Annotated in this window: 28 protein-coding genes; 24 read left to right on the top strand and 4 right to left on the bottom strand. The window is 58.9% G+C overall.

What is annotated here, in order from left to right; translation table 11 throughout:
- Nucleotides 1-268 precede the first annotated feature (268 nt).
- The 4 genes from K227x_RS29825 to K227x_RS29810 form a co-directional block, all read right to left on the bottom strand.
- Nucleotides 269-727 (bottom strand): hypothetical protein, encoded by a 459-nt coding sequence (locus K227x_RS29825; protein ID WP_145176809.1) that lies wholly within the window; start codon nt 725-727, stop codon nt 269-271.
- Between the two features lie 117 nt (nt 728-844).
- On the bottom strand, nt 845-1300 hold the full coding sequence (locus tag K227x_RS29820; RefSeq protein WP_246146381.1) for a hypothetical protein: 456 nt from the start codon (nt 1298-1300) through the stop codon (nt 845-847).
- Between the two features lie 140 nt (nt 1301-1440).
- Entirely contained in the window at nt 1441-1929 is a 489-nt protein-coding gene (locus tag K227x_RS29815) for an ankyrin repeat domain-containing protein (RefSeq protein ID WP_145176806.1), read from the bottom strand.
- 178 nt (nt 1930-2107) lie between these two features.
- The gene (locus K227x_RS29810) at nt 2108-2461 is read right to left on the bottom strand and encodes a hypothetical protein (protein ID WP_145176803.1); all 354 of its coding nucleotides are present in this window, start codon (nt 2459-2461) and stop codon (nt 2108-2110) included.
- A gap of 596 nt (nt 2462-3057) precedes the next feature.
- Between K227x_RS29810 and K227x_RS29805 the strand changes: the two genes are divergently transcribed.
- The 24 genes from K227x_RS29805 to K227x_RS29690 all read left to right on the top strand — a co-directional run bounded on the left by K227x_RS29805 (nt 3058) and on the right by K227x_RS29690 (nt 24936).
- Complete coding sequence (locus tag K227x_RS29805; protein ID WP_145176800.1) at nt 3058-3477, top strand: hypothetical protein; 420 nt, start codon at nt 3058-3060, stop codon at nt 3475-3477.
- Between the two features lie 88 nt (nt 3478-3565).
- Nucleotides 3566-4180 carry a hypothetical protein gene (locus K227x_RS29800; RefSeq protein ID WP_246146380.1) on the top strand — a complete coding sequence of 205 codons (615 nt, stop codon included), beginning with the start codon at nt 3566-3568 and terminating at the stop codon, nt 4178-4180.
- The gene (locus tag K227x_RS29795) at nt 4180-5202 is read left to right on the top strand and encodes a hypothetical protein (protein ID WP_145176797.1); all 1023 of its coding nucleotides are present in this window, start codon (nt 4180-4182) and stop codon (nt 5200-5202) included. Before K227x_RS29800 ends, K227x_RS29795 begins: the two co-directional genes overlap by 1 nt.
- Nucleotides 5202-5513, top strand: coding sequence for a hypothetical protein (locus K227x_RS29790; protein WP_145176794.1), 312 nt, complete (start codon nt 5202-5204; stop codon nt 5511-5513). The genes K227x_RS29795 and K227x_RS29790 overlap by 1 nt, the downstream gene beginning before the upstream one ends.
- A 119-nt stretch (nt 5514-5632) precedes the next feature.
- The gene (locus tag K227x_RS29785) at nt 5633-5818 is read left to right on the top strand and encodes a hypothetical protein (protein ID WP_145176791.1); all 186 of its coding nucleotides are present in this window, start codon (nt 5633-5635) and stop codon (nt 5816-5818) included.
- A 3-nt stretch (nt 5819-5821) separates the two neighbouring features.
- A complete protein-coding gene (locus K227x_RS29780; protein ID WP_145176789.1) occupies nt 5822-6493 on the top strand; it encodes a hypothetical protein in 672 nt (223 codons plus the stop codon).
- Between the two features lie 43 nt (nt 6494-6536).
- Nucleotides 6537-8612: a terminase gpA endonuclease subunit gene (locus K227x_RS29775; RefSeq protein ID WP_218933648.1), complete on the top strand. Its 2076-nt coding sequence runs from the start codon at nt 6537-6539 to the stop codon at nt 8610-8612.
- A gap of 416 nt (nt 8613-9028) precedes the next feature.
- The gene (locus K227x_RS29770; protein WP_145176783.1) at nt 9029-9442 is read left to right on the top strand and encodes a hypothetical protein; all 414 of its coding nucleotides are present in this window, start codon (nt 9029-9031) and stop codon (nt 9440-9442) included.
- The gene (locus K227x_RS29765; RefSeq protein WP_145176780.1) at nt 9435-11012 is read left to right on the top strand and encodes a phage portal protein; all 1578 of its coding nucleotides are present in this window, start codon (nt 9435-9437) and stop codon (nt 11010-11012) included. The genes K227x_RS29770 and K227x_RS29765 overlap by 8 nt, the downstream gene beginning before the upstream one ends.
- A 3-nt stretch (nt 11013-11015) precedes the next feature.
- Nucleotides 11016-11633 (top strand): hypothetical protein, encoded by a 618-nt coding sequence (locus tag K227x_RS29760; protein ID WP_145176777.1) that lies wholly within the window; start codon nt 11016-11018, stop codon nt 11631-11633.
- Between the two features lie 91 nt (nt 11634-11724).
- Nucleotides 11725-13467: a phage major capsid protein gene (locus tag K227x_RS29755; RefSeq protein ID WP_145176774.1), complete on the top strand. Its 1743-nt coding sequence runs from the start codon at nt 11725-11727 to the stop codon at nt 13465-13467.
- Nucleotides 13468-13580: 113 nt separating this feature from the next.
- Nucleotides 13581-14144, top strand: coding sequence for a hypothetical protein (locus K227x_RS29750; RefSeq protein ID WP_145176771.1), 564 nt, complete (start codon nt 13581-13583; stop codon nt 14142-14144).
- A 220-nt stretch (nt 14145-14364) separates the two neighbouring features.
- The gene (locus K227x_RS29745) at nt 14365-14697 is read left to right on the top strand and encodes a hypothetical protein (protein WP_145176768.1); all 333 of its coding nucleotides are present in this window, start codon (nt 14365-14367) and stop codon (nt 14695-14697) included.
- A 73-nt stretch (nt 14698-14770) separates the two neighbouring features.
- Nucleotides 14771-15181 carry a hypothetical protein gene (locus K227x_RS29740; protein WP_145176765.1) on the top strand — a complete coding sequence of 137 codons (411 nt, stop codon included), beginning with the start codon at nt 14771-14773 and terminating at the stop codon, nt 15179-15181.
- 2 nt (nt 15182-15183) lie between these two features.
- Nucleotides 15184-15540: a hypothetical protein gene (locus K227x_RS29735; protein WP_145176762.1), complete on the top strand. Its 357-nt coding sequence runs from the start codon at nt 15184-15186 to the stop codon at nt 15538-15540.
- A gap of 4 nt (nt 15541-15544) precedes the next feature.
- Entirely contained in the window at nt 15545-16066 is a 522-nt protein-coding gene (locus tag K227x_RS29730) for a hypothetical protein (RefSeq protein ID WP_145176759.1), read from the top strand.
- 165 nt (nt 16067-16231) lie between these two features.
- Nucleotides 16232-17011, top strand: coding sequence for a DUF3800 domain-containing protein (locus K227x_RS29725; RefSeq protein WP_145176756.1), 780 nt, complete (start codon nt 16232-16234; stop codon nt 17009-17011).
- 156 nt (nt 17012-17167) lie between these two features.
- Nucleotides 17168-19228 (top strand): LamG-like jellyroll fold domain-containing protein, encoded by a 2061-nt coding sequence (locus K227x_RS29720; protein ID WP_145176753.1) that lies wholly within the window; start codon nt 17168-17170, stop codon nt 19226-19228.
- 12 nt (nt 19229-19240) lie between these two features.
- Nucleotides 19241-19750 (top strand): hypothetical protein, encoded by a 510-nt coding sequence (locus K227x_RS29715; protein WP_145176750.1) that lies wholly within the window; start codon nt 19241-19243, stop codon nt 19748-19750.
- Between the two features lie 72 nt (nt 19751-19822).
- Entirely contained in the window at nt 19823-20761 is a 939-nt protein-coding gene (locus tag K227x_RS29710) for a hypothetical protein (RefSeq protein WP_145176747.1), read from the top strand.
- A gap of 47 nt (nt 20762-20808) precedes the next feature.
- Entirely contained in the window at nt 20809-21087 is a 279-nt protein-coding gene (locus tag K227x_RS29705) for a hypothetical protein (RefSeq protein WP_145176744.1), read from the top strand.
- Entirely contained in the window at nt 21084-21905 is an 822-nt protein-coding gene (locus K227x_RS29700; RefSeq protein ID WP_145176741.1) for a hypothetical protein, read from the top strand. The genes K227x_RS29705 and K227x_RS29700 overlap by 4 nt, the downstream gene beginning before the upstream one ends.
- Nucleotides 21906-22009: 104 nt before the next feature.
- The gene (locus tag K227x_RS29695; protein WP_145176738.1) at nt 22010-24520 is read left to right on the top strand and encodes a hypothetical protein; all 2511 of its coding nucleotides are present in this window, start codon (nt 22010-22012) and stop codon (nt 24518-24520) included.
- A complete protein-coding gene (locus K227x_RS29690) occupies nt 24517-24936 on the top strand; it encodes a hypothetical protein (protein ID WP_145176735.1) in 420 nt (139 codons plus the stop codon). Before K227x_RS29695 ends, K227x_RS29690 begins: the two co-directional genes overlap by 4 nt.
- Nucleotides 24937-24942: the final 6 nt, after the last annotated feature.

Below are 24942 nucleotides of genomic sequence, written 5' to 3'. Positions count from 1 at the left end.
AGTCTTATCGAATCATCCGTCGTACGACTTCTTTCATTCGTGATACTCCGTCGTCACTCGCGTGGCCCGACGTCTCGGTAACCACGCGTGGACCAAGCATTCAGGATGGCAGGATTTGTCGAGTCAGAAGCGAGCGTCGGAAAAGGTGTCAGGACTCTTTTCCTCCTCCCCGCAGAAAGAGACTTGCCCCGTTTTTCCTCAAGCATCGGCAAAAAGACTACCACCGAGGCTCTGGTGCAAACGGGGGTTGCTGATTGCTGTCCTTGGTCTAGATTCGAGATTGCAAGAAATACAGCGTTTCGGTCTCGCGATCGTAAATGACGTTGCTGACGCGCCCGTGGGAGCCCGAATGCCAAACAAATCGCTGTTGGTCGTTGGCGACAGGAAAGAAGCCAAGCTGATGCGCAGGCAGCGAATGATCCGGTAGCTCTGGTACGGCTCCCTTCGAGTCGAGTGAGTGATCGATAGACTCGGCCCAGCCTGCCGCTTCTGACTCGCTACAGTGAGACTCGACTGTGACCCACCACGCGCTCTGGTAGGTCCGCAGTCGTATCGCGGTGGCATCTTCCGGAACGTATCTACGGAATCGTTCAGGTAGATCCGTTGCGGTGGTCGCGGTGAAGTATGCATTCTCGGGAAAGAATAGTTCACGCAGAATGTTGCGAACTGGCCAAAGCAACGCAAAACACGCAACCATAGCGATCAGCAGCGGCGTAACGCGATGCATCGTTTTCCTAGGGGTGTGCTTGTTTTCAGATTCACAGTCACCAGTCGGTGGCAGAACGCTGTTCCAATCGCAAAACCTCGCAAGTCGGGCTTCGGCGCATGGGATAGTTCTGCTCTTCTATTGACCAGCTAGGGAGCTATGGTCGTACGCTAGGCATCGCACGACGAAATCTCGAACGCGAACATGGTCTTCGTGGGTCTCGTCAGTATAAGGCAGTTTTGCTGAGTCCACCAATCTCGCATCACGCACCCGCTCCTGAAGGTCCTCGAATGTTGAAACCTTCAGATGCTGAAGCGAGTTTGAGCCGTGCATCACGAAAACGTCCTGGGCGTTTCCGGTGTGGAACTGTTCGACTCTAGCAAGATCATAGATTTGCAGAACGAGGTGTCTGCGGAAACTAATTTCACGCTCTTCGGAATCCCCCCGAGATTCTTCGATCAGTTTGTTGATCCAGACCGATGAAGCGAGAACGTAGTCAACTTGCTTGGCATTCTGATCTCGTTTTGATTTCAGTTCGGCAGACGTGTCAAAAGTGAATCCGCGAAACCACCAGCCAACAGCAAAGCTAGCCATTAAGAGTAGAATCGTTGAAATGCGATACTGAATCAAAAGTGAATCTTGATGGCTAGGGCGGTAGAATTCACCGAGCACCAAATGACGATTTTGCGATGGTCAAGAATCTCGCCACTCCAACGTCAGTGAATGCGGGGTGCTTACGGAGATGTTGGGAGCGTGATTTGAAGCTCGCTAAGCACGGCCAAGCCCTCGGACCAGTTCGTGTCTCGAATGTACCAGAGTTCGCTGTCGTCAAGATGATTGAAGTCCGCGCCGAATTCGGCCAGCAGTCGCATGGCGTCCGCTTGCTTTTCACGGATGGCTCTCAAGAACGCGTTGTCGCCATCCGAGTTTTCGGCATTCGGGTCGGCACCGTGTTCTAGCAGCGTTCGCATGACAGGCAAATCACCGAGGCTGACAGCGAGCATGAGCGGTGTATCGCCGTTGGCACTCAAGCGTGAATCGGGGGAAACGCCACGTTGAAAAAGCCAGGTGAGGATGCCGGGATTGTTAAGCACGGCTGCCGCGACAATCCATGCTTCGCAGGAAGTTCGCAGCTCCGGATGCTTTCCGAGCAGATGTCGCAAACGTTTCCGGTTGTTGCGAACTACATAGCTGTGTGCTTTGCGATTGCGTTGTGTTCCCATTCGACTTCAGTGATTCAGTAGCGAAACGACCGCATCTGACGAATCTCAAAACGTCGATTTGGTTTCTGAGGTAGTGAACTTCGCCAGAAGTCCCCTTCAGCAGGGTGAATCGCATGGCTGATGCCATTGCAATGCCAACGAACGTCAAACACGACGGTGCCGACTGGCAACCAACCTATCAAATCAAGCCCGCGCGAGCACAGGCGGAAGCGATGACGCCAAGAACGGCTCCAAGCAAATAGGGAAATGACGATTGCGGCCACTGGTTCAACGAGTTGTGAAGCAGAGTTGTTTGTGTCTTGTGGGCAATGGCAAGGACCAGCGCAGCAGCACCCAGAAGTGGAATCACATTCGGCCAGTTGACGCCCACCCCCAAGAACTCAATCATCGCGAAGAAAACGAATGCGCCGAAACACGTCGCTTTCACGATCACGATGGCAACGAAGGCCATCCAATGCCGAAGAGAAACGGCAGCGGGTGCAGTGCGGCTTAAAATCGCGGGGCCGGACATCGGAGGCTCGTAGGGATTCATAGTTGCGATGTCCCCCAAACGCGAGCCCAGGGGATGTCCCATTCGTTATTGAAACTCGTGGTGGCCTCCGTGGTGAAAACGTAGGTTCTTGATTTTGAGATTGCAACAAGCTCGGCCCTCGCGAGTTCGGAGTAGGCGAATTCAGGAGGGGGGGAAGTTCAGAAGGGGGGACTTCATGAGAGGGAATTCTGGCGAATCCCACTACGAAGTGATTCGACTGCTGTCGCTAGGAGGACCGCGAAACATCGAACGAAGAAGTACCCAGGGCGGGACTCGAACCCGCAAGACCGTAACCGGTCGGGGGATTTTAAATCTGTTTCGATGTTCGTCGATGCCCGCAAAACAGACGGTCGCCACGATCCGCCAGCGGATCCGCCAGTCGCGACCGACCGCCAATCACAGGCTGTGACGGCGAATGGCGAGCGGGTCCTTCCGGGGGTGGGGGCCCTCCGGGGCTTCGCCCGGTTATCGGCTGACTTTTTCGTGCACGCTGCGATTTCTGCGTCGGTAAGTAAGCGCGTGCGTGAGGCTTGCTCGATCTAACCCAAGGTGGACAATGAGTTGGCGGAAGCGGATCGACTCATGCAGGGAACCTTATGCGATCGAATATTTTAGGCCGTTTGCAAGATGGTGAACGGCTTGGCGACATCGCGAATACGCTCGGTGTCACGTACGGAACAGTTCACGCGATCGCGATTGAATCTGGAATCCGCTATTCCGGCAAGCATCTGACGGCGGCTGAAAAGGCGGAAGTGAATCGGCAGCGGATTATCGATGGCCGATCCATTCGACAGATCGCGGCCGCGATGGGATTGCCAAAGTCGAAGATTGGGCGGTGCGTCCAATCTCAGTTCAGCCGCGTAGTCGACACCGGCGGGACACATGTTTCGCCTCGGAATTTGCGGCGGCCGAAGCGATGCCCCGAGCATGGATTGGTTCGGCTCTGGCCGTGCGTTGCTTGCGAGGGTGAGAAGCGACGCAAGCTGTTCCTGCTGCAACGTGGTCGCAAAGCGTGATTCCCATGAGGTGAAGCTGGGACACTTCCTCGGTCCGGATCTAGGATTGCCAATCGTCTTTGGCAGTCCCTTGAAACCGACCAGGTCCATGGCTACATCAAATCGCGCGAAGGCTATTCGACTGATCTTCGCTATCGCGCTTGCCTTGGTTTGCGGATGCGATCTGGTTCCGAAAACCGCACGGCCGTTGCCGATGCCGGAGATCGAGCAGCCGCCCGCTAACCTGCCCGCCCAGCTGCACCAACGCAATTGGCGTGGCGAACTTGGCCAGGGCAGTTGCGCGCACGCTTCGCTTGTCAGCCACTTGCGATGGCTAAACCTTTTCGACATGGGCGAGCGTTGGCGTGCGACGTACGGGGATGGTGAATGGGAATCCAGGATCCGTCAGCGACTGGACGCCGCCGGCCTGGACTATTCGTACACGCTGAAAGCCGACCCTAGGTTTCTTGACTGGGCCAGCGATACCAGACGTGGTGCGATTCTGTGGTGGAAGCCCGGACACTGCTGCACGTTCATGGGATGGGTCGAAGGTGCGGACGGTCGGCAATACGCCGCCATCCTGGACAACAACCGGCCCGGCTATTGGGAGTTTACCGAACGCCAGCAGTTCGTCCGTCTTTGGGCCGGCTATGGCGGTTTCGCTCTATCTGTACACGGGGATCCAGCCAGTTCGATGCCCTACAAAAGCTATGAGATTATCTAATGCCCAACGATCAAATCCGAATCCGGCTTAGCTGGGGACTGTTGGCTGTCGTGTTGATTCACGCAGTCGCAACGGGATTCATTGCTCAGCAAACAAACAATCAAAACGCGACTCGGTCGAGCGACTGGACGCTACCTGCGGTTGGCTTTGAACAGAGCCCCAGCGGGCGAACCATCGAAACGCTGCCGCAACCTGCCAACGTCAACATGGCGGCGCAGGGCGAGATCAAGCAACAGGCCCCATGCCTGCCGTGCCAGCAAACGCAACCCGGCCGGCCCCTGTACATCAACGGCGAACGAGTGATCGCTATCGGCCCGTCGCGGGTAGTTCCAAACGTATCGGTTCCGATCATGCCGGCGACCAGACCGTCGTCGATGGCTGCACCCGTGGCGAAGTACGACACCCCGCCGCCGAAGAAATCCTATCAGCTTGCCCTGTTCATTGACGGATCCGAGAAGGCCCATCGACTGCAGGACTGGTTCGAAGGCGATCCCAAACTGCGGGAACTTCGCGGCAAATGCGAGTTCCAGATTTACACTCCTAGCAGTGTGCTTTACCAACAGCGGTTCGCCGAGATCGTTCCGGTTTCACAATTTCCGGTCGTGCTATTTCAGGACGCTACCGGCGGCCACATTCACGCTGCAGGCGGGACCATGATCCCATCGTCGCCGGCGGCATTGTTCGACGATCTGCAGACCGGCTACACGCTGTACAAGCAGGCGAAGCAAGGCGACGTCCGGCAGACTGGCGCTGTCAAAACCAAAGGCTATTCATGGGACGCGTCGATTAATCCAACGATGCAGTTGGCCACTTCGACTGACTGTCCTGGCGGCCAATGCCCAACGCCCGACGCATCTTGGCGACCAGGCGATCGCCTTCGTGATCGCACTGACGACCTGTTCGACGGTTCCGGAGTTCGGAATGCGTTCCTTTGGGCCAACAGCGGCGAGCTATCCACGATCGCGTTGATCGTGATTGCCGGCGTCCTGGTTCTCTACATCATCCACAAGCGAGGCAGCTAATGTTTTCGATCGCCCTGATCGCCGTTGCAGTTCTGATTGTTGTCGCAATGCTGCCCAAGAAACCCACACCGCAACCTGCGGTCGAGTCACAAATCCAGGCCGCCCAACCGATGGTCCATCAGTTGGAACCGATGCCGATGGTCCAGCAATTCGAGACGCTGGTCGCCAAGTCGATGCGAGAGATGCAGCTCGACGAGGAGTCCGCCGCGCTTTCCGAAATGTACCGGGACCGTGCGAACGAAGTCTATCGGGCCGACCTGGCCAAGACGGCGTCTGCATTGTTCGCCGGCAAGACACCCGCCAAGTCCTAAGGGGCATCCGTGACGCACTTGTTTTGTTTTTTCGCCGGTATGGTGGTTGCTTGGAACTTCACCCAGCAGCCCGAGAAGCTTGGACAATTGGTGGATCGGGTCGTCAAGTACTTCCGCAAATGAGGGTGTTCTTTGCGTACTTGGCCTCGGCGTACCTGCTGATTGGATTGGCGACCGCTGCGATCTTCGAACTCGTTGGCGGACCGACTGAAATCGAAACGATCGCATCGATCGTTTTTCTTTGGCCCATGTATTGGATGCTAGCGGTCATCTTTGCAGCAGCAGCTGCAGGGGCACCGCGATGAACGATGGCCAAGAAAAAGACTTCCACCCGAAAGACCGCCGCGAAGCCTGCTGCCAAGAAGCCTGACCGCACAGAGCGTGCGATGCAGGCGGCAATCAAGAAGCACCGCGGCGAGAAGCTGAGTCAATCCGATAGTCGCGACCTGGCGTGGTGGGAGAAGTCGCAGCGGGAATCGATCGTGTCTGATGCGTTGGTCTCGATCCCCAAGGGACTGTATTGCCAACTGGCCGGCCGACAACACAAAGTCATTGACGATGCGGCCGAGCGTTTCGGGTTACCGATCGGCGGCGCGACAATCGATCTCTTCGACGCGATCGAATCCCTGCACACCGTGATCGCGGACAACTCCCGCAGCATTATTCCGGTTCACGCCATCGACACCGACGGTGCCGACGACGAGGAAATGGTCTACAAGCTGAAACTGGCCGAACTGCAGGAAAAGGTTCGCAAGCTGCAGGTCCACAACGAGCGACAGAATATCTCGTTGACCCATGACCGCGGGGACTCGATCGACCGTCAAGAGTTGCGACGATTGCTGCAAGTGTTGATCGTCAAACTGCGTGCGTTCGGGCAACAGTTGCGCCGTGCATCGAATGGGCAAGAGGCCCAGAAGGCATGCAACGAATTCTTGTCGATGCTGGCTAAAGAGGTCGAAGAGGGCGACTTGCGAGTCTGATTCAGGCCGGGACATCGAAGCATGCGCGACCACGATTGCCGCCATGCCATCGACGTCCGTATTGCAACAAGAATTCGCGTCAGCGCTGCGGGCGAGTCAATCGCACCCGCCGCGTTCGTTTCGCCATTGGATCGAACAAGAAATCATCATTCCCGACGGACCCTACGTCGGAGAAGCCTTCCGCATCGAACGCCAACCGGTCCATGGCCTGTGGATTGACCAGGTCGACGATCCGGAATGGCAGGACCTAGTGTTCACGGCCGTCACCCAGTTCGGCAAATCGCTGCTGGCCCACGTGTTCCCGATCCTGTACCACGCGTGCGAACTCGGCCAATCCGTCACCTGGGGCCTGCCCAACGCCGACATGGCCAACACGAAGTGGCAGCAGGACTTTCGGCCCGTGCTGGAAGCATCGCCGACACTGCGAAAGCTGATGCCGAGAAGTGGATCCGGCAGTCGCAACGGTTCGGTCAAAGATGACTTGATGCTGGCCAACGGTTCAATCTTGCACGTCCAGTCGGTCGGCGAGAGCGATTCAGGCAAGGGCGGATTCACGTCGCCGATCGGGGCCGTGACCGAGGCCAACGCCTTCTCGAGATCCGGAGGCAAGAGCAAAGAGGGTGACCCGCTGCGACAAGTCCGTGCGCGAGCTCGCGCATACAAACGCCGAATGCGTCGTCTGTATGTCGAAGGCACTTTGACCGAAGACGATGCCCTGCCCTGGCTGTTGCGGGAGGACTCGACACAATCCGAGATCGTGTCCCCCTGCCCGCACGGGTGCGGGTTCATCGCCCCGGATTGGGACCAACTAGTCGGATGGCAGAACGCTCGCAGCGAGATCGAGGCGGCCAGGCTATCCCATTGGATCTGCCCCCAGTGCGAAAAGAAGATCACCGAGAAGCAACGCCTGAAATCGCTGCTGGATGCCGTCCTGCTGCACCGCGGGCAAAAGATCGACAAACGCGGCAAGGTAACCGGTCCGAGGCCAGAGACGACGCGTCTATGGTACCACGCCAAACCCTGGGCAAACTTGCTGCTGGAACCGGCTGACATCGGTGCGGAAGAATGGTCATGCGAACAGATTCCCGAGGACACCGAAGAACGCATCAGTGCCGAGAAAGAGCGTGCCCAGTTCCGATGGGCCCGCACGTACCGCCCGCCGGCACTCGACGGCGAACTGCGAATCGATCGGACCGGCGTCGCCGCTCGAGCGATCGAACTAGCCCATGGAATCTTGCCCAATGACGTGGGCCTGGTGTCCGTCGGGTATGACCTCGGCGACCACGTCGGCTGGTTCGCCGTGTTGTGCAGTCGCGTCAACGGATCGCTGCACGTTCCCGTATACGGGCAATTCGACATTCACAGCGATCGAGCCCGCCCAGACATCGCCATCTTATCGGCGATGAAAGAGCAGCTGCCGTTCCTTCGTGCCGGCATCGCCAAAGCCGCGGGTGGGTCGCTGCGTCCCCACTTCGTCGGCGTCGACGTCGGACACGAACAGACCGCTGGCTGGAACTTCGCCAAGGATCGCGCCGTCAACCCGACCCAGTCGCTGGATCAGTGGGTGATGCCGATGCGTGGTCGAGGCGAAACCCAGATGGAATCGCGGAAGTACGTTTGCCCCAAGAACACCGGGTCGATGATTCGGATGATCGATCCGGATCGACTGTGGTACATCGAATGGGTCAAAAAGGCGAACGCATTCGAAATGCACTGGGACAGCGACAAGTTCAAGTTCCGAGTCCAGCAGGGGCTTTGCCTGCCAGTCGGAACGCCAGGTGCAATCTCACTGCACGCCGGAACCAAGAACGTCCACTCCAAACTGGCCCGACACGTCACGAACGAACGTCTGGTGTTCGAGCACGTGCCTGGCCAAAAGCCACGCGGCCGTTGGCATCGATTCGGGAACAACCACTGGTTCGACTGTTTGGCGGAAGCCTACGTCGGACTTTGCCGAATGGGCTATCAGCCCCCAGCGTTGCCCAAACAGATGGCGGATCTGGACGAGCAGCTCGCGACGCAGGAAACACCGGCGCCGGATCCGCAGCCCACGGTCGATCAAGCACCCATCAGCCCGAACCGAAAGAAGATCAATTCGTGGTTCCAGGACCAAGGCTAAGTGCCGCTAGGATCGAACTCCGCAAGGCCTTCGAACGGATTCTCTGGAATGCCCGGCAAGTGCGGTTCACCGGTTGCTCCGTTCATGCAGTGCTCCATTAACGCCGACAGTCTCGCGTCAACTTGGTCTAAATCGAACCAAGTTTCTTCTTCGCGATGGATCGTCGAGTGGCACCTGTTGCAAACTCTCACAATCGAGCTGTCATCAGTGGAGAAGTTTCCAACGAGCGTGGGTAGATCGTAACGCCGGTGATGCCATGCAAGCCCGGACGAAGATGTACAGCTAATGCAGACTTTGGGGTCTTTTAGGTTACTGCGAACCCAGATCCACAAATCGGACGTCAAATAATCCGAATAGCAATCAAATCCAAGCATATGCAATGCGGCGTCTCGATCGGCGAAGATCTTCGAGCAACCATGATCAACGCTACTGTCGTCTGTTGCGACCATGCTTTCCCCTCCATTTTCTTGGCTAGATACAACTGCGACACTCCGGTTGATCTGTTCGGCAACCGCTCGACGAACCGGGACACCGCCACGGGCCGCCACACGATTGCCCGCATGGCCAATGGTACCGATCTAGTCGAAAAACTTGAAGACACAGTCCTGGCGGCGATTGAAGCCACCGGGGCGGGTGATACCAAGACTGCGCTGTCAAAGCTTCTGGAAGCCCAAATGTTGTTGTCCGTGATTCCCGACGGCATCGTCGAGAAAGAGCAATTCACGTTCGACCGCGAATCGATCGAACGGGCCATCGTCAACATTCGTCGCCGGGACAACGAAGCGTCCAGCGGTATCGTCCAAGTGCTATCGAGGCCCTGCCGTGGCTAATGCGTCGCTATCCTGGTCGATCGACTGTTCATCGTCGGTGCCCAGTGCACCGGTCGACGTTCGCCAGCCCGAGGTCACGCCCGACGGGCTGACCGTGACGCGTGGATGGGAAGCTGCTCGCACCGATCGCGTCAACGCCGACCACTGGAAAGGCGCCAACGGCGATCCCATTGACCACGACCTGGCCTTCGACTTGCCGACGCTACGAGCCCGCAGCGTCCACGAATACGAGAACAATCCCAACGTCGAAGGCGTCGTCGGCACGCACGCCGTTGACCTCGTTGGCCCCGACGGACCGCAGCTGGAAGTCCGCAGCGACAACGATGCTTACAACGATCGCCAGGAATCGTTGTGGCGTGAATGGACCGAACTGTGCGACTACAACTGCGAAATGGGCCTGCCCGAAATCATGGCCCTGTGGACCCGCCAAATCTGGACCCACGGTTCATTGCTGGGCCAGGACGCCACCGCAGATCCCGACACCCCGGGCTACGACTTCCCCGCCAAGTTCCGGATTCACGCGATCAGCAGCGATCGCCTGGAAACGCCCTGGCACATGCACGGCAACCCGAACATCGCGTTCGGCGTCAAACGCACCCGCAGCGGCCGGGCCGAAGAGTACTACATCTCACAGCCACGAAATCACGGCGCGTGGCAGATCGAGACGGGCGAGTTTGCACGCATCCCCGCCCGAAACATCTACCACGGGTTCCTGAAACACTTCCCCGATCAAACCTGTGGCTATCCGCTGCTGTCATCCGCACTGCCGATGATCGGCGAACTGCGAGACTTTGATCGATCCGTTCTGGACGCCGCACGGATGGCGGCTGATGAGTCCGGATGGTTCATTAACCTGAACCCCGACGGGCCGAAGTTCGCAAACGTCGATCCCGTAACCGGTGAGGATCAAGGGTCGTTCGAGGTCAAGCACAAACGCATGACCACGCGGGCCGCACCTCCCGGCTGGGATCGTCGAAACAACGAAGCCACGCATCCGATGGCGGAATACGTGGGGTTTCGCAAGGAACGCATGGCCGAGATCGGCCGAGCAGCTTCGATTCCGCTGATGCTGATCCGATTGGATTCCAGCGGCCACAACTACAGCAGCGCTCGATTCGATCACGAGTACTACATCCGCCACCTGCAGATGTGGCAATCCTGGATGGCTCGTCGATTCCTGACGCCCATGATCAAAACGCTGGCCACCGAACTGCATCGGTCCGGTGCATTGCAGCGACCGCCCGCCGGCGGCGTCCGGTACGCGTTCAACTTCAAACCACCGCCGCAAGTCGATCCGACCAAATGGCGAGGCGAGGAAAAGATCGGCCTGGCCAACAAGACGTTGACCTTCGCCGAAGCCTGCCGCCGCAACAACCAGCAAGAAGACGATGTGATCGCGTCCTGGGTCCGTACGTTCAACAAGCTAAAAGCGTCGGGTCTATCCGATGAACAGGCCGCCATGTTCGTCAACAGTTGGATGGGTGGCAAGGGAACCGCCGGCCCATCGACTGGACGTGGAACCGGCGGAGCCACCGGCATCCCCAACGCAGCCCGCAACAACCAAGCCTGATCCATGAAACCACAACTGCCAAAGATCCCCGGCATCGAACTAGAAGTACGTTCGCTGACCGAACTGATGTTCGAACGATCCGACGCGATCGCCCAGGGCCGATGGTTTCGGCGCGGCGAAATGATCGCGGTCGATTCGGTCGACGAAAGCGCCCGGACAGTGTCCGCCACCATCGCCAGCGAAACGCCGGTGATGATCTACGATTCGTCGAGCCACCGGTATATGCAGGAAGTCCTGGTCATGGCCGGCGGCATCTTCCCACCCTGGACACCGATGCTGCGATCGCATGAACGTTGGGACATCGTCGGTTCCACACTGGGCAGCGTCCTGGACACCAAACGAGTTGGCAAAACGGCCCGCGGTCAATTGTCGTTCGTCCGTGAAGATCCCGACGTCGACAAAGTGTGGGTGCGAGTCCGGGACGGGCATCTGCGAGCCGTCAGCGTAGGCGGTCGCCGGCTCACGTTCACCGACATCGAACCCGGCGCATCCGCCGTGATCGACGGCCGGAAGTGGCGGGCCGGTCGATCCTACCCGCTTCGCGTGACCACATCGTGGGTCCAGCGGGAAGCCTCCATTGTCATCTTCGGCGCCGACCCAACGGCAGGCACGAACAGCTAGACGCAAACCGGGACACGGCACGAAAGCCCGCGAATCTGGGCGAGTTGTTTTTGAAACACTCGCGAACCAGATTCCACGCCGGGCCCAAACGATGCCGTATACCGACCACCAAGTCTCCTACATGGTCGACCTCGGGTTGCCCAATGATGCCGATGAAACCCAGTGCGATGTCTTCGTCCGTGGGATGAATGACTTCGAGCGGGCCGAGTTTGAACGCGTCAGCGACCCGGTTGCCCCGTCTCCACAATCCACCCCGTCCGACGATCCGATCGTGCGAGACGAAATCGACGACGAACCGAACGGTCCAGCACCGATTCAGCGTGATCCGACGCCTAGCCCCGAAGACGATCAACCGATCACCCGGGCCGAACTGGCTCGCATCGAACAACAGCGGACCACCGATCGCCAGGCACGCCATGACGCGATCGCACGTTTGCAGGGCGACGATGTTTCGCGTGACGTGATCGAACGAGCCTATCGCGAAGACTGGCCCGTCGAACGCATCGCCCGCGAATTCTTAGAGTCGAGCAGATCGCAGCGACCTGCCGCCGTTGACCGTGCACCCGCCGGTCACACCCGATCCGCCGCGACGCACAACACGCTGCAGGCTTTGCAGGGTGGTATGTTGCTTCGCCAAGGCATCGATCTGGATAACCAGATCTTCCGCAACGCCGGTGCCTCGGCAATGCTTCGCCGCGAAAACGTCGGTGCGACCTGGTTGACCCGATTGAACGCTGCCGGCACGAACGTGCGACGCAGCGAGGGAACCGAGTTGGACAACTTCGAGCGGGCTCGCGATGAATCGCACCGCTACGCCAACTTCTCGATGTTCGACTTCTGCCGCGAAGCCCTGACGCTGGCCGGCCGTCGCATGCCCGAGGATCGCGACGACCTGATCCGATCGGCCCTGTCGACCGCTCAGTTGGAAGCCGTGTTCAGCACGTCTGTCAACATGCTGATTCTGCAGGCCTACATGGGCATCGAGGACACCACGAAAGGCTGGTGTTTCGAAACCGACGTCGCGAACTTCAAGAAGAACGAACGCGGCCGATTGACCAAGGGCAGCGGCGTCAAGAAGCTTGCCCGCGGTGGGAAGCCGACCGACATCACGTTTAGCGACGAGACCGAAGAATACGCGATCGCTCGCTATGCCGGTAAGTTCATCATCGATGAACAAGACATCATCGACGACACTTTCGGTGCGACCAGCGATCACACGACCCGCGAACTGGGCGAACTGCTCGCCGAGATCCGACCGAACCTGATCTACGCGTTGCTGCTTAGCAACCCAACGATGCGTGACGGTGTGGCTTTGTTCCACGCCGACCACGGAAACTTGACCGCCAGTTCGGCGTGGGGATCGGACACCTACCGAGCCGCCAAAAAGAAGATGGTCACGCAAACCGAGAACGGACGAAACATCCGCAACTCGCTGCGTCACGTTATCGCCCCGGAAGAACTGAACTTCGCCGTCAGCCAGCTGCTGGCATCGGTCGAACTGCGACGCGATGGCGGCGGCGACGGAAGCTTGCAAGGAACGGCCAACCCGCACCGCGGTACCGCCGATCCTCACTTCGACCCACGTTTGGACACCGGCGTCACTGATCCGGACACCGGCACCGCATACGCCGGTAGCTCCTCCACTTGGTACGGAGCGGCCGAGAACGGGCGAAACGGCATCGAGGTCGGCTACCGACGTGGCACCGGCCGGGCTCCGCGAATGGAATCCTTCCGCTTGTCGGGCGACGACGCCTACGGCATGGGATGGAAAGGCAACCTGGACATCGGCGTCAAGGCGATCGATTGGCGTGGCCTGATCAAGAACGTCGCGTAAGCGTCACCCGGTAACGCACACTTTTTTGAAGCAGCGAAAAGCGACCGGTGGCCATCTTGGTTGCCGGTCGCTTTTGTTTTCCCGATCCTCCAATCACATAACAGGTGCCAACAATGAAGTCCCTCACGTACGCGGTGAAAGCCGCTCGTCCATTTAACGTCGAAGGCAACTCGATCGAGGTCGGCTCCGTTGTCGCCGCCATCCACACCTTTGGCGGTGTTGACATCGGCACGCTGCGAAGCCTGCTGTCAACCTGCGATCGATTACAGATCGAATGTTTCGACGACGATGGCGAAGTTGAAGACGACGCCCCGGACGCGGACGATCCTAACAGCGAATCGGGATCCGACATCGAAACACAGTCTGCACCGGGATCGGAGGCTGACGAAGCCCAAGCCGAAGCCGAGGCAAACACCGAATCCGAATCGGACGCCAACGCCGACTCCACCGACGAAACCGAAGCCGAGGTCCCCGATGATCCGTCACCGCAAGGCCTATCCGACGACACGCGGCTCGACACCGTCCTGGAATCCGATTTCGCGGAGAAGTACGCGGAAGAGAACGTCGAGACACGCGGCGAATTGGTCGAATGGTTGGCGAACGGCAACAAACTGACCACGCCGAATGGGATCGGTCCCAAGTCGGCATTGAAGATTGCGGAAATCCTGGGCCTGTAAGCCACTGCGAATAAGCCCGGTCCGTCTGCGTGATGCGCATGACGGGCTCATTCCCCAATCCATGACAATCGCCGCGGACCGGGCCCTTTTGCGTACTCGGTCATCGGTAGCCAGTTGCGTCAGAAGACAAAGCAACAAACCGGGACACGACCACCGTTTCCGCGATTGTTGACGGTCCCTTGGTTTCCTTGCCACCGAATTCTGACGCGACTGGTTCCCGATGACCGAAAATCTCTATAACGCAAACGAAGCCGAAATCCCGGCTCCTTCCGCCTCTCTCAAAAGCGGCGATGTGATCGTCCACGCGGTCCTGGGGTCGTGTGTTGTGCAGGGGCTTCGAACGCCCACCGCCATCGGACAACCACTGTCCGTTAGGCACAGCAAAGGCCCGACCGTCCGGATCGCATCCGCATCCGCGACTACGTTTGCCGCCAATGCTGCGGTCAATTACGACGCCGGCCTGGCGGTCACCTCCGGTGGCGTTGTCGCTGGCAAGGCATTGATTGCCAAAACCTCCGGCATGTTGCATGTCGATGTGGTCGTCGGCGCATAGGCCCGATCCGAATGATTCGCGAGCCGTGTGTCACGGCTCGCTGCGCTACCTCGTTGCCATTTTGCGAGCCGACATGACCGCGACCACTCTGCTTAGCCCCGTCCAGCTGCACGCGATCGCCCAAGTTGCCAAAGGGGCATCGAAGGTGCGTGACGAGCTAACGGTCGGGAATCATCGTCCCGAATTCACGGCGATGTTTCGCGGCGAATTGACGGTCGGCGATCGCCAGCCCGCATCGTCTACCAGTGCATTCAATTCGGAACAATTGATCGCCTGGTTGCTTGACCAGCTGGGGCCGCGAAAGCGTGTCCAGGTCGTCAACGCCTTGGTCGCTGCGACCAAGGAAGTGACCAAGGCCAAACCGCTGCCCGTCGACGAGAAGACGCTGCAGTTGACGTCGCGATTGATTCGCGAAACGTCCACGACTAGCTCGGGCACCAAACGCGGCAACGTGGCCGGCAAGATCGTCTGCGAGTTGCTGTAACCATGCGATTGCGTTCCGCGTTCCGATCGGTCGCCCGCGCGAGCCAGCGATTCTTTGGCGACGAGGGCGCGATCACCCTGACACGTATCGGCTCGGCTCCCACGCCGACCCAGGCCGTCGTGTACAGCGAACAGGTCGAGTGGCGACGTGGCAACCGAAACGAACGCACCGAAGTCCGCACCCGCGAAGTGCACCTAGCACCTGGCGTCGACCCCGTAGGCGTCGGCAGCACCTTCACCGTTGGCGCCTACAACTACACCGTAGTCCGCCTCGGCGATGCCAAGGCATCCACGGCCATCGTGCTATACGGCGAACGACACGGCGGCGTCTCGAATTCCCGCAGCGACGGATGGAGCTAACACCATGGCCATGCCCGCCGCCGCCGGCCCGATCTCCCTGATCGCCGAGCGTCTGGAAACCACGCTCGCCGCCACCGCGGCCTGGTCGTCATTGACCGGGGCCACGGTCCACCACAACGCATTGCCCGAGAAGCCAGGCGGCGAACCGCACACCCTGGCCGAATTGGTCGCCCAGCGTCCGTTCGCGAAGATCTGGACCACGGACGACGGCATCGAGTGGACACGCGACACGACCCGAGGCGGAGCGTGCACGTCATCAATGGGCGAACTGATCATCCACCTCGAGCGCAACACGCCCGAGGGCCTGGCCGCCAACGAAGCCGACCGAGACTTCGAGAACCTGATCGGTCGATTGTGCAAAGGAAACGCCGACAACCCGGGACTGATGGACTTAGCGGGCGATGCTCGATACCTGCCGATCACCCGGCTGCTGCTACTAGATCACTCCCGCACCGACCGAAGCAAACGCGAATCCATTGGCGACGCCCAACGCGCGTTCCTGCTAGTGCAGTGGTCGACCAAGTAGCGATAACACGGGCAGTTTGACAGGCGAACGCAAACACCAACAAACTCGAAGAAGTTCGCCGCAAGAAATGACCAAGAAGTCAAAACCTCTGGCTCGTGTATTGCTATCTGACGAAAGTTCCAGGAGAGTAATCAAACAATTCCATTCGACCAAAACGAGCATGAAATGTATCTAATCTATGTTGACGAAGCCGGCATCTCGGCAAAAGAGCCGGTTACTGTTGTTGTGGGGCTCATCGTAGATTCGGAATCTCAGTGGCTTCCCGCCAAGTCCATGCTGGCAGATGCATTCAACGCAAGAGTGCCGGAAGAATTGCGAGAGAACTTCCTCTTTCATGCGAAAGACGTTTATTCAAATCGCAGCCATGATGAGATATGGACTCGTCGGGAGCGAATGCAATTAATGAATGACGTCCTGGGAATTCCTCGCGCGTTAAAGATCCCAATTGCTCTGGGTAGGGTGCTAAGGAGTTCCGAAACTCCGCTTCAAAACAAAGTGAGACCAGAAGAATATCAGCACATCGACGCATTTCACTATTGTATCGAAAGAGCAAATAAGTGGGTGAGAGAAGTCAGTGCAAAAAGCCTAGCTGCGATCATTGCGGAGGACGTTGGGAAGAAAAAGGAATACATGCGACGGGCCATGAAAGCAACTTGCGACCTTCCGTTGACTCCAGAATACATGCGACTTACCGATCAAGAACGACGTACCGGACAAATCACACAAACCAACGCTGGGCCAATTGACCGGATTATTGACACCGCTCATTTCGTAAAGAAAGACGAGGCCCCAATGCTGCAACTCGCTGATGCGTGTGCCTTCGCGTTTAGACGATATTTTTCGGAACAGCAAGATGGGGAATCAATGATTAAGGCGATGCTGGGGTCACCATTGAATTGGAATGACTACCAAGGGCCCGCCTCTTCGGTAGTGTTTAAGCCATAGCGTCTTAGTCTTGCCGAAACTGAGCTGCCTCAATCGCTCACGACAAAGTTGAACGGGACACTGACCGCCAAATCGTTATCTTGCCAGCGAGCAAGGAAAATTCCACGTTGGCCACTACACTCTTAACCTAACGCGACTTTACGCAGAGAAAATACAATGTCGCTGATGAAAAACCTACGGTCGTTCTATCCGCTCAACGCGATGGGACAGAGACTTGCAGCACTCGATCACATTGGTTCCCGCCACCTGCAGTCAGATGGATTGTCGGGCACGTTCCCATTGCACGCAGAGGGCGGGTTCAACTTCGTCGGGTCGCTTTCCGAAAACATCAAAGACACGCTAACCGATTCGCCGCTAGATTTCGATGCACTTGGGCCTGAATGGTCGATCGCATTCGACCTGTATATATCGGGTGCTGATACCGGTTGCATTATGTCGAAAGATGCGCCACTTGCATCGCCAAATGTCAAGCGATCGTTTCGCCTTATGCGAACGGGCATGACATTGCAGCTATTGCTGACGGGCGATGCATCGTCGGCCAGTGTGACGGCAACCGCCACGGCGGACACCTGGAATCGGGTTGTTATCGTCAAAGCAGACGACACCATTATCGTGCGAGTGGACGGGGTCGAAGTGTCGGCAGCGGCCGCGTTTAACCTGCGTGCACTGACGGACGTGCCACTGCAGTTTGGACGGTACACCGGTTCAAATTCGTCAACCCAAACGACGGACGGCGGAATCAAGAACCTGATGGTGTGGTCTCGGGCGTTGACGCTGGGAGAACGCACGGAACTAGCCGACGACCTGTTTATTCCGCCCTTGCGATGGCAATTGGGGGAACGGTTTCACTTGACTATCCTTGCCGGGCAATCACTGGTGTCGGGCCAGTCCGCCGGCACGCCATCGGGCACCGAAGCATTCGAGCGAGATAGCGTGGCTGTGTCGTCGACGCAGAATACTAACGTGAACCTGACGCGGTGGCACTATGCGGGCCGTTCCGTTATCGGTATCGGGCCAATTATGGGAATGCTGCAGGCAACCCCCAGCGACGGGATCGTGGTGCACGGCGTGTCCGGATCGAACCTGGATGAGGACTGGGACCCCATTGCGCCAGGCCCCTACTGGTCGGCGTTGGAAACTCGCGTCCTTCGTACGAAAAATGATCTAGTATCGCTTGGCCTAGTGCCTGCTTTCGATTACTTCGTTTGGCTACAGGGATCTGGTGACGCGACCGAAACGCGGGCTCCGCTTTATGGGGCGAACTTGACGACGCTAATGTCCGAGTCTCGCGACTTGGTCGGCAATGACAACATGATTTTTGCAATCGCCAGCGACTGGAACGACGCAACCGCGATCGGAAACTACGGCACTTACTTGGGCGACGTAGTTGACGCAAAAGCCGCAGTAGCGGCCGCAGACCCACTGGCGGTACTCGTTACACAAGTTGGTTACAGCCGAGTCGATCACGTGCACATGGACTGGGAAGCCGTCACCGTGTGGGGGCGTGACGCCGTGAAGAAAATGCAATCGCTGCGTGAATCGTTCAACGTCGACACCGCCATCTCTGTAGCCGAAGCAAAGGCCGCGATCCTATCGGTTCTCCTCGATAAATTCCCCGAATCGGGCCGGGCTGCGTCCCTAGCCGATGTTGCCGAAGTTGGGGCAGACGTGGACGCGCAGGCGTCGATCATCGCAAACCTAAGGCTGATGATCGACGAATCGGGCGACACGCCGACATTCGTTGCACCTGCGCTAGTCAACGCACCTAGTGCGGAGTTCACTGTCGTCACCGACGAATTGGTGGCCGGTGTGAAGGCCGGTTTCACGTCCAGCCAGATCCTGCTGACACCGCTGGCGAACTTCGTCAACAACAGCGAGATCCGATTGCGTCAGGGCGACACCTATCTGGCAGCCAAGTCAACAGCCTGGGAGAAAACAATCGAGTTGGCCGGATTCGATTTCACCGCAGAAGGATTGACTGCCCGATTCGGTGCTGGCAACACGCCTGGCGTCCCGTTAATCAATGGCAGCGCGACCTTGTTGGAAAAGGCCGTTGGGTCGTGCAAGCTGAGATTAGAGTTCGACCGAAACGACACCAAGGAAGTCGCCCCGACGGAGTATCGATGGGACGCCGAAGTGGTCGATAGCGACGGCGATGTCCGAACGCTCGATGGAGGCACGCTGCAGCTAGAACCGTCCTGGACCGAACTTACCTAGGGAAAACCCGCGATGATCGGTCCGATTCAAATTCGCCAGCGTGGTCCCACACCGCGTGGGATGCGTCGCATCTGGGGCAATGCATCGAAAGAGGCCTATGCCGCAGCGGCCCAATTCTTCGATGATCACCTGCGGGACCGCCGTTTCACCGAAGCCCACGCTCGGGCAGCAGGCTACAAGAAGCGAAAGGGCGAGAACCAGACCGGCCGGGCCCGTCGGCGTTCGTACACTGGACGAAAAGAACGTGAGTTCAAGCACAATCGTCCACTCGAATTTACCGGCAAGACTCGCAAAGCCCTGGAAAGCGGCGGCCGGATCAGCAGCACCAAGAACCGTGCTCGCGTCCGCTATCCACAGGCCCGCAAGTTTTCCTACCGGCATCCCAAAAGCCAGATCCGGATGCAGGAAGAGTTCCGCACACTGCTGCCCGAGGAAGAGGTCCAGCTTGGCCAGGTCTACGACCGGCGACTCGATGAACTGCTAGACAGCAACGACTTCACAAGCGTCCGGAAGATCGCCTAAGCCGGGACATGGACCGATTCGGCACCAACTTGAACACGAATCTTTCATTCGTGACCACGTCCGGGCGCCGCCATGACTCACCAACCCTATGCCGTTTCCGTCAACGGAACGATGATCTCGGCCGTTACACGGCAAAACGTTGCCCCTCAGTCCACGGTCACCAAGGAAGTCAACGCCGGATCGCCGTATCCCAAGACGACCCAAATCACCGCACAGACCAACCAGGCGACCATGTCGACGTTGGACCTGGCCGTCGCCCTGGGATTGCTAGGCAGCGAAGGCGCGGCCGTCAGCGGTACCGGCGTCATCCTGTACCAACTTGAACTCGATGACCAGACCGGCCTGCCCAAGACGACCGCGTCCCACCGCAGTTTGAAGATCGCACGCGGCAAGACAATTCCCGTCCGGCTCAGCTGCGATCATCAACGCGACGCCGAACTGGAAATGCTGACGCACGCGTTGATCGACCCGGCCACGTTCGATCAAACCGACAAGGCTACGTATCCGATTGTGGCCACCGACAGTGTGGCACTACCGACCGGCCTGGCAGGCGACAAGCGTTGGACGTTGGCCGACACCAAGATCGCCGGCATCACGTTCGATTGCCCGCTAAACGTCTCGATCGACTTCGGTATCAACCTGACCACCGAAGGTTGCAAATCGGACATCTTCGACGGCACCATTGTGATCGCCGAAATCACCCCGATGATTCGCATCCGTGGAAAAGACATCAAGAAGTTCGCGTCCGCATCCATCCCCGCCGACGGCAAAGCATGTACGCACGCCAACACCGAGATTTTCCTTCGTCAGCGATTGGATGATTCCGCTGGCTTCGAGGTATCGACCGGCAGCACCCACATCAAGTTCACGGCCGACGGGCTCGCCCACTGGGCCAACTACCACGACGCCCAGAACAACAACCGCGTCGAAAGTGAACTGCAGATCGATTGCCGGCACGACGGAACCAACGTCCCGCTGGTCGTCGCCACCGGCGCGGCGATGACCGTCTAAACGTCACCCGAGTCGCTGATTCCACTTCCGTCAACACGCAGAGACCCATGGCCAAAACGACCGCCGACAAAACCGCCGACAATCCGCCCGCGAAATCGCCCGCTCCCGCAAAGCCGGCCGATCCGTCAGCCGCCCAGATCATCACGCGAGTCTGCGGTGTCGGGATTGTCGGTGCCCAGCAGACCGCGACGTTGATCGGCCCGGATGCGTGCGGGCAAATCGAAGCGATCTACAACGGCAAACGAAAAGACAAAGCCGACGCGATTCGTGGCGTGATCGGCAAAGCCACCCCGACCAAAGCTGATCCAGAGTCGCCCAAATCGTGAACTTCCTCTACTTCGTCGAACATCCGGACAACCACTTCGGCCCCGCGGAAGTCGCCGAGGCGGGAATCGACTACGCGATCGATGGCCCAATCCTGCAGATCCCCGCACGCGAGGGCAACAGCCCCAGCGGCAAACACGGCTGGATCGTGGCCGACAAGTCGACCACCAAGTCGATCAAGTACGATCCGCAGAACCAAACTTGGGTCCGACGCGTCGGCGACGATCGCGTCTGGATCGGGTATGCCAAGGATCGTCCACCGAAATTGGCGGCGCTGCGGCGATCCAATCTGCTGCATGGCCAAGACATCACGCTGGCCGATGGATCGCGGATCCACGTTCCGATCGCTCGCCAGTGGTCCGACGTGGCCGAGCGGTTGCTGTGGTCCGTGGCGCTACCCCAAACGTTGGGACGCAACGAGAGCGGCGAATGGGTGCCAAAGGACGTCATCGTTCGGTACCGTCGACTGTGGAACCTGTTGTGCGGGTACATCGACGCATCCGAGACTGCCGTTCGCACGGCCGATGTCGAACCAGGTGCCCCGGTCTATTTCAACTATCCCGAGATCAACGAACTGGCGATTGCTGCCATCACGGCCAACTACCGCGTGTCGGCCGACGAGGTCGAGATCTGTGGCGTGTACGACCAGACCGTCCGCTCCGCGATCATCGCGACATTGAAAGACGATGCAACGAAAGAGGCGTGGATCAAAAAAAAAGCTGCCACGCTAGCGGCGGGCTTGATCGCCGATGGTGGGACTTCCTGCGATGGTGCCGATCCATCAACGCAGGACGCGAAAACGGTTACGCCCCAACACTGACCGACCTGTGGGCGTGGGGCGTTGGCTTCGATGACTAGCGCCATCGCCGAAAGCCCCGGCGACTTTCGATCCCCCGGCATCTAATCCAGCGAGCCTATCCCGCCATGTCCGATACGACGATCGAAATCTCTGGCGACGCGCGTGATCTAGAGGCGACGTTCGACAAGATCGAACAGAAGCAGCAAAAGCAGGAGGAGGGGTTCAAGTCGACCGCCAAGGTGTCGCAGGATTCATCACGCCAGATTGCCGCCGCCAATGAAGCCGCAGCCAACAAAGGTGCCGAGTCCTACAACGTCGTCTTGAAGGAGCTCCGCAAACAGGGTCCCGAGGGACGCAAGCAGGCTGCCCAAATCGAGAAGTACTTGCAACAGACCGGAAAGGCCGGTCGTCGATCGATGCAGGAGATCATCGACGAACTGGGCGAATTCGATGACGAGGCCGCCAAGGTAGCCCGCAACGCATCGGACGACCTCGGCAAGGTCGGCGACAAGGGCAAAGAGGCGTTCGGACCCGGAGCGGTCCAGCAACTGAGACAGTTTGCCCTGGGATGGGCGGGGGTACAAAAAGCCGTTGGTCTGGTCACCAGCCGGATCGACAGCATGAAACAGGCCCAGCAGGACGCGGTCAATTCGCTCGAGGGCACCCAAGACGGTAACGCGCGTCTGTTGCAGGTCAGCGACAACGCGGCCGAATTCGATGAACGTCGCGGGCAAGCCGATTCATTGGCCGCAACCCACGGCATCACGCGGCAAGAGTCCCGCGAATTGATCTTCAATGCCGACTCGTCCAACTTCCTGGACTCGGCCGACTTCATCGCCGAGAACTCGCAAGTGCTGGGGATCGACGCTCAGTCGACCGTCGCCGGCCAGATTCCCAAACTGTTCGAAAACGACCCGATCACTGGCGAAGAGTCGATCAACGCCACCCTGGCCGCGGCCGAGACGTCCCGGTTGAACTTTGAACAGATCGCATCCGCGTTGCCATCGGCAGCCGCATCCGCAGCCCCCACCGGCGCGACCGCTGACGAGACCCTCGCGACGTTGGCCGTTCTGGCCGACAAATTCAAATCCGGCGAAACCGCGTCGGATCGCATCGCGGCATTCGCCGGCAAGGTCGGGCTGGACCAGGGCGAAGAGGCCACGACGCCCGAAATGCTTGCCGAAAAGACAAAGGCCGAAGATCAACGCGTTGCCGATGAACAACGCAAACTGCGAGCGCTGCAGGAACGTCAATCCGATGCCGAGACATCGCTGCAACGGGCAAAGGACGACGACGCCGACGAATCCACGATTGCCGATCGCCAAACGCGGGTCGATCGAGCATCGCGCGCCGTCAACGAGTTCGACCAAACCAAGCTGGATCGACGCACGATCGAAACCAGCGAGGGCCGCGAATCCCTAGCCGGAAAAGGACTGATAGAAGCCGTCCGCCAGCTGATGGACATGCCCGAGGAATCGCGTCGCAACTTCCTGGGCGATTCAAAGGAACTCAACGAAGCCTACAACGCGATGGCGACATCGCTGGAAACGATCGAACAACGGCGCGTCGTGATCCGCCAGGCCCGCGACGATTCCGGTACCGAAGCAGCACCGGTCAATCGCAAACGAGCCATCGCCGATGCCGACCCACGTTTGGCCGCGCTGCGGCGGAAGCAGGCGGCCGACAACCGAGCCGAGATCGAGTTGGAAAAGGCCGAATCAGTCGGCGAAGCCAATCGCCAGACGACACGTTCCACCGTACGAGCCGAAAGCTATGCACGCGGCGATTCCGCCCTGGTCGCCGAATCGAAAGGTGCCATGCAAGGCGTCGCCAACACCGCATCGGCAGTGTCGGATGGTGTGTTCGGAACGGGCCAATACCGATCCCTGGCATCAGACGCCTCGGACGCGATGGCCAACGAAACGTTCACCGAGGAAGAACGCCGCAAGTTCGCCGCGCTGAACTACGGGTCGACGCGACTGGACAATCACCAACGCAATGCCGAGCAACCGCTACTGACGCCCGGCGAAACCCAAACCTATCTGCAGACCCAAACCGGCGAATTCGTCGATCCGTCGACGATCACGCCCGAGAAACAACAACAAGCGACCACCGAAATCGACGAGGCCGCATCCAAGACGGGGCGAATGGGCGTGCTGGCCAACGTCGTCGACTTCATGGATATGTTTGGCGAACGCGAGGCGCGGCAACGAACCCTGATCGAGGATCCCGATTCGGCGGTTGCCGCCGAATCCGTCGACCAGGTCCCTGCTGGGTTTGACATGCAGTCATTGAGATCCCAGGCGGAAGAATGGGAACGAGCCAACGCCGAAGACGCGTCCCAGATCGTCCCGGCCGATGCGATCACGCCGCCGCAAATCGCCACGGCCACCGAATCCGAACCTGCATCCGAGCGTGATCAAACCAATCGCGAGATCCTGGAACAGCAACGACGTGCGAACCAACTGGCCGAAGACAATTTGCGAGTCAATCGCGAAGTCCGCGACCGGTTGGACAAACAGAACGAAGTCGCCCAAGTGACGGCTGACAACACACGACCACGGCCCACGGCCAAAGATCCATCGGCGATCCAACGCGCCGCCGTTGCCGCTTCCGACGCGAGGGCCCCCCGATGAGCGATTTCACACTCGACGGATTCACGTTCGATACCGTCCAAGGCGTGATCAACCTGCCGCACAAAGAGGTCAAAGCGTATCGCACGCCGACGTCCCCACACGTCGGGCTGCAACTGCTGTCCGGACGCGCCGAGCCGTCCGTCATCAACGTGCGACGATACGACCACGCCGCAAACCTGGACCTGATCAAACGGGACCTGATCGCCCGAGAGGGTAACATCGCCACGCTGATCGATGGCAACATCCAATACCTGATGCCGCCCTATCAATTGCGGTTCGCGATCCTGGACATCGCGATCGAAGTGGCGGACAAGATCCCCTACGTGATGACGTCTCGCCACGGCCTAGCCCGCATCTACAACCCTGCCTGCCGAATCGTCGCCAAAATCACGATCAACGCCCAACCGGCCTACTAGCGTTCC

Source organism: Rubripirellula lacrimiformis (assembly GCF_007741535.1).
Classification (GTDB): domain Bacteria; phylum Planctomycetota; class Planctomycetia; order Pirellulales; family Pirellulaceae; genus Rubripirellula; species Rubripirellula lacrimiformis.
Note: the sequence above shows the minus strand (reverse complement) of the source record. Positions and strands in the feature narration are given on the sequence as shown.

Excerpts from the sequence above, each read along its gene's own strand:
- K227x_RS29800 (WP_246146380.1), top strand. The coding sequence starts at position 3,566 with ATGGCTACATCAAATCGCGCGAAGGCTATTCGACTGATCTTCGCTATC.
- K227x_RS29805 (WP_145176800.1), top strand. The coding sequence starts at position 3,058 with ATGCGATCGAATATTTTAGGCCGTTTGCAAGATGGTGAACGGCTTGGC.
- K227x_RS29785 (WP_145176791.1), top strand. The coding sequence starts at position 5,633 with ATGAGGGTGTTCTTTGCGTACTTGGCCTCGGCGTACCTGCTGATTGGA.
- K227x_RS29750 (WP_145176771.1), top strand. The coding sequence starts at position 13,581 with ATGAAGTCCCTCACGTACGCGGTGAAAGCCGCTCGTCCATTTAACGTC.
- K227x_RS29745 (WP_145176768.1), top strand. The coding sequence starts at position 14,365 with ATGACCGAAAATCTCTATAACGCAAACGAAGCCGAAATCCCGGCTCCT.
- K227x_RS29775 (WP_218933648.1), top strand. The coding sequence starts at position 6,537 with ATGCCATCGACGTCCGTATTGCAACAAGAATTCGCGTCAGCGCTGCGG.
- K227x_RS29760 (WP_145176777.1), top strand. The coding sequence starts at position 11,016 with ATGAAACCACAACTGCCAAAGATCCCCGGCATCGAACTAGAAGTACGT.
- K227x_RS29795 (WP_145176797.1), top strand. The coding sequence starts at position 4,180 with ATGCCCAACGATCAAATCCGAATCCGGCTTAGCTGGGGACTGTTGGCT.
- K227x_RS29740 (WP_145176765.1), top strand. The coding sequence starts at position 14,771 with ATGACCGCGACCACTCTGCTTAGCCCCGTCCAGCTGCACGCGATCGCC.
- K227x_RS29705 (WP_145176744.1), top strand. The coding sequence starts at position 20,809 with ATGGCCAAAACGACCGCCGACAAAACCGCCGACAATCCGCCCGCGAAA.
- K227x_RS29725 (WP_145176756.1), top strand. The coding sequence starts at position 16,232 with ATGTATCTAATCTATGTTGACGAAGCCGGCATCTCGGCAAAAGAGCCG.
- K227x_RS29730 (WP_145176759.1), top strand. The coding sequence starts at position 15,545 with ATGGCCATGCCCGCCGCCGCCGGCCCGATCTCCCTGATCGCCGAGCGT.
- K227x_RS29810 (WP_145176803.1), bottom strand. The coding sequence starts at position 2,461 with ATGAATCCCTACGAGCCTCCGATGTCCGGCCCCGCGATTTTAAGCCGC.
- K227x_RS29780 (WP_145176789.1), top strand. The coding sequence starts at position 5,822 with ATGGCCAAGAAAAAGACTTCCACCCGAAAGACCGCCGCGAAGCCTGCT.
- K227x_RS29715 (WP_145176750.1), top strand. The coding sequence starts at position 19,241 with ATGATCGGTCCGATTCAAATTCGCCAGCGTGGTCCCACACCGCGTGGG.
- K227x_RS29815 (WP_145176806.1), bottom strand. The coding sequence starts at position 1,929 with ATGGGAACACAACGCAATCGCAAAGCACACAGCTATGTAGTTCGCAAC.
- K227x_RS29770 (WP_145176783.1), top strand. The coding sequence starts at position 9,029 with ATGATCAACGCTACTGTCGTCTGTTGCGACCATGCTTTCCCCTCCATT.
- K227x_RS29710 (WP_145176747.1), top strand. The coding sequence starts at position 19,823 with ATGACTCACCAACCCTATGCCGTTTCCGTCAACGGAACGATGATCTCG.
- K227x_RS29755 (WP_145176774.1), top strand. The coding sequence starts at position 11,725 with ATGCCGTATACCGACCACCAAGTCTCCTACATGGTCGACCTCGGGTTG.
- K227x_RS29720 (WP_145176753.1), top strand. The coding sequence starts at position 17,168 with ATGTCGCTGATGAAAAACCTACGGTCGTTCTATCCGCTCAACGCGATG.
- K227x_RS29735 (WP_145176762.1), top strand. The coding sequence starts at position 15,184 with ATGCGATTGCGTTCCGCGTTCCGATCGGTCGCCCGCGCGAGCCAGCGA.
- K227x_RS29690 (WP_145176735.1), top strand. The coding sequence starts at position 24,517 with ATGAGCGATTTCACACTCGACGGATTCACGTTCGATACCGTCCAAGGC.
- K227x_RS29695 (WP_145176738.1), top strand. The coding sequence starts at position 22,010 with ATGTCCGATACGACGATCGAAATCTCTGGCGACGCGCGTGATCTAGAG.
- K227x_RS29820 (WP_246146381.1), bottom strand. The coding sequence starts at position 1,300 with ATGGCTAGCTTTGCTGTTGGCTGGTGGTTTCGCGGATTCACTTTTGAC.
- K227x_RS29825 (WP_145176809.1), bottom strand. The coding sequence starts at position 727 with ATGCATCGCGTTACGCCGCTGCTGATCGCTATGGTTGCGTGTTTTGCG.
- K227x_RS29790 (WP_145176794.1), top strand. The coding sequence starts at position 5,202 with ATGTTTTCGATCGCCCTGATCGCCGTTGCAGTTCTGATTGTTGTCGCA.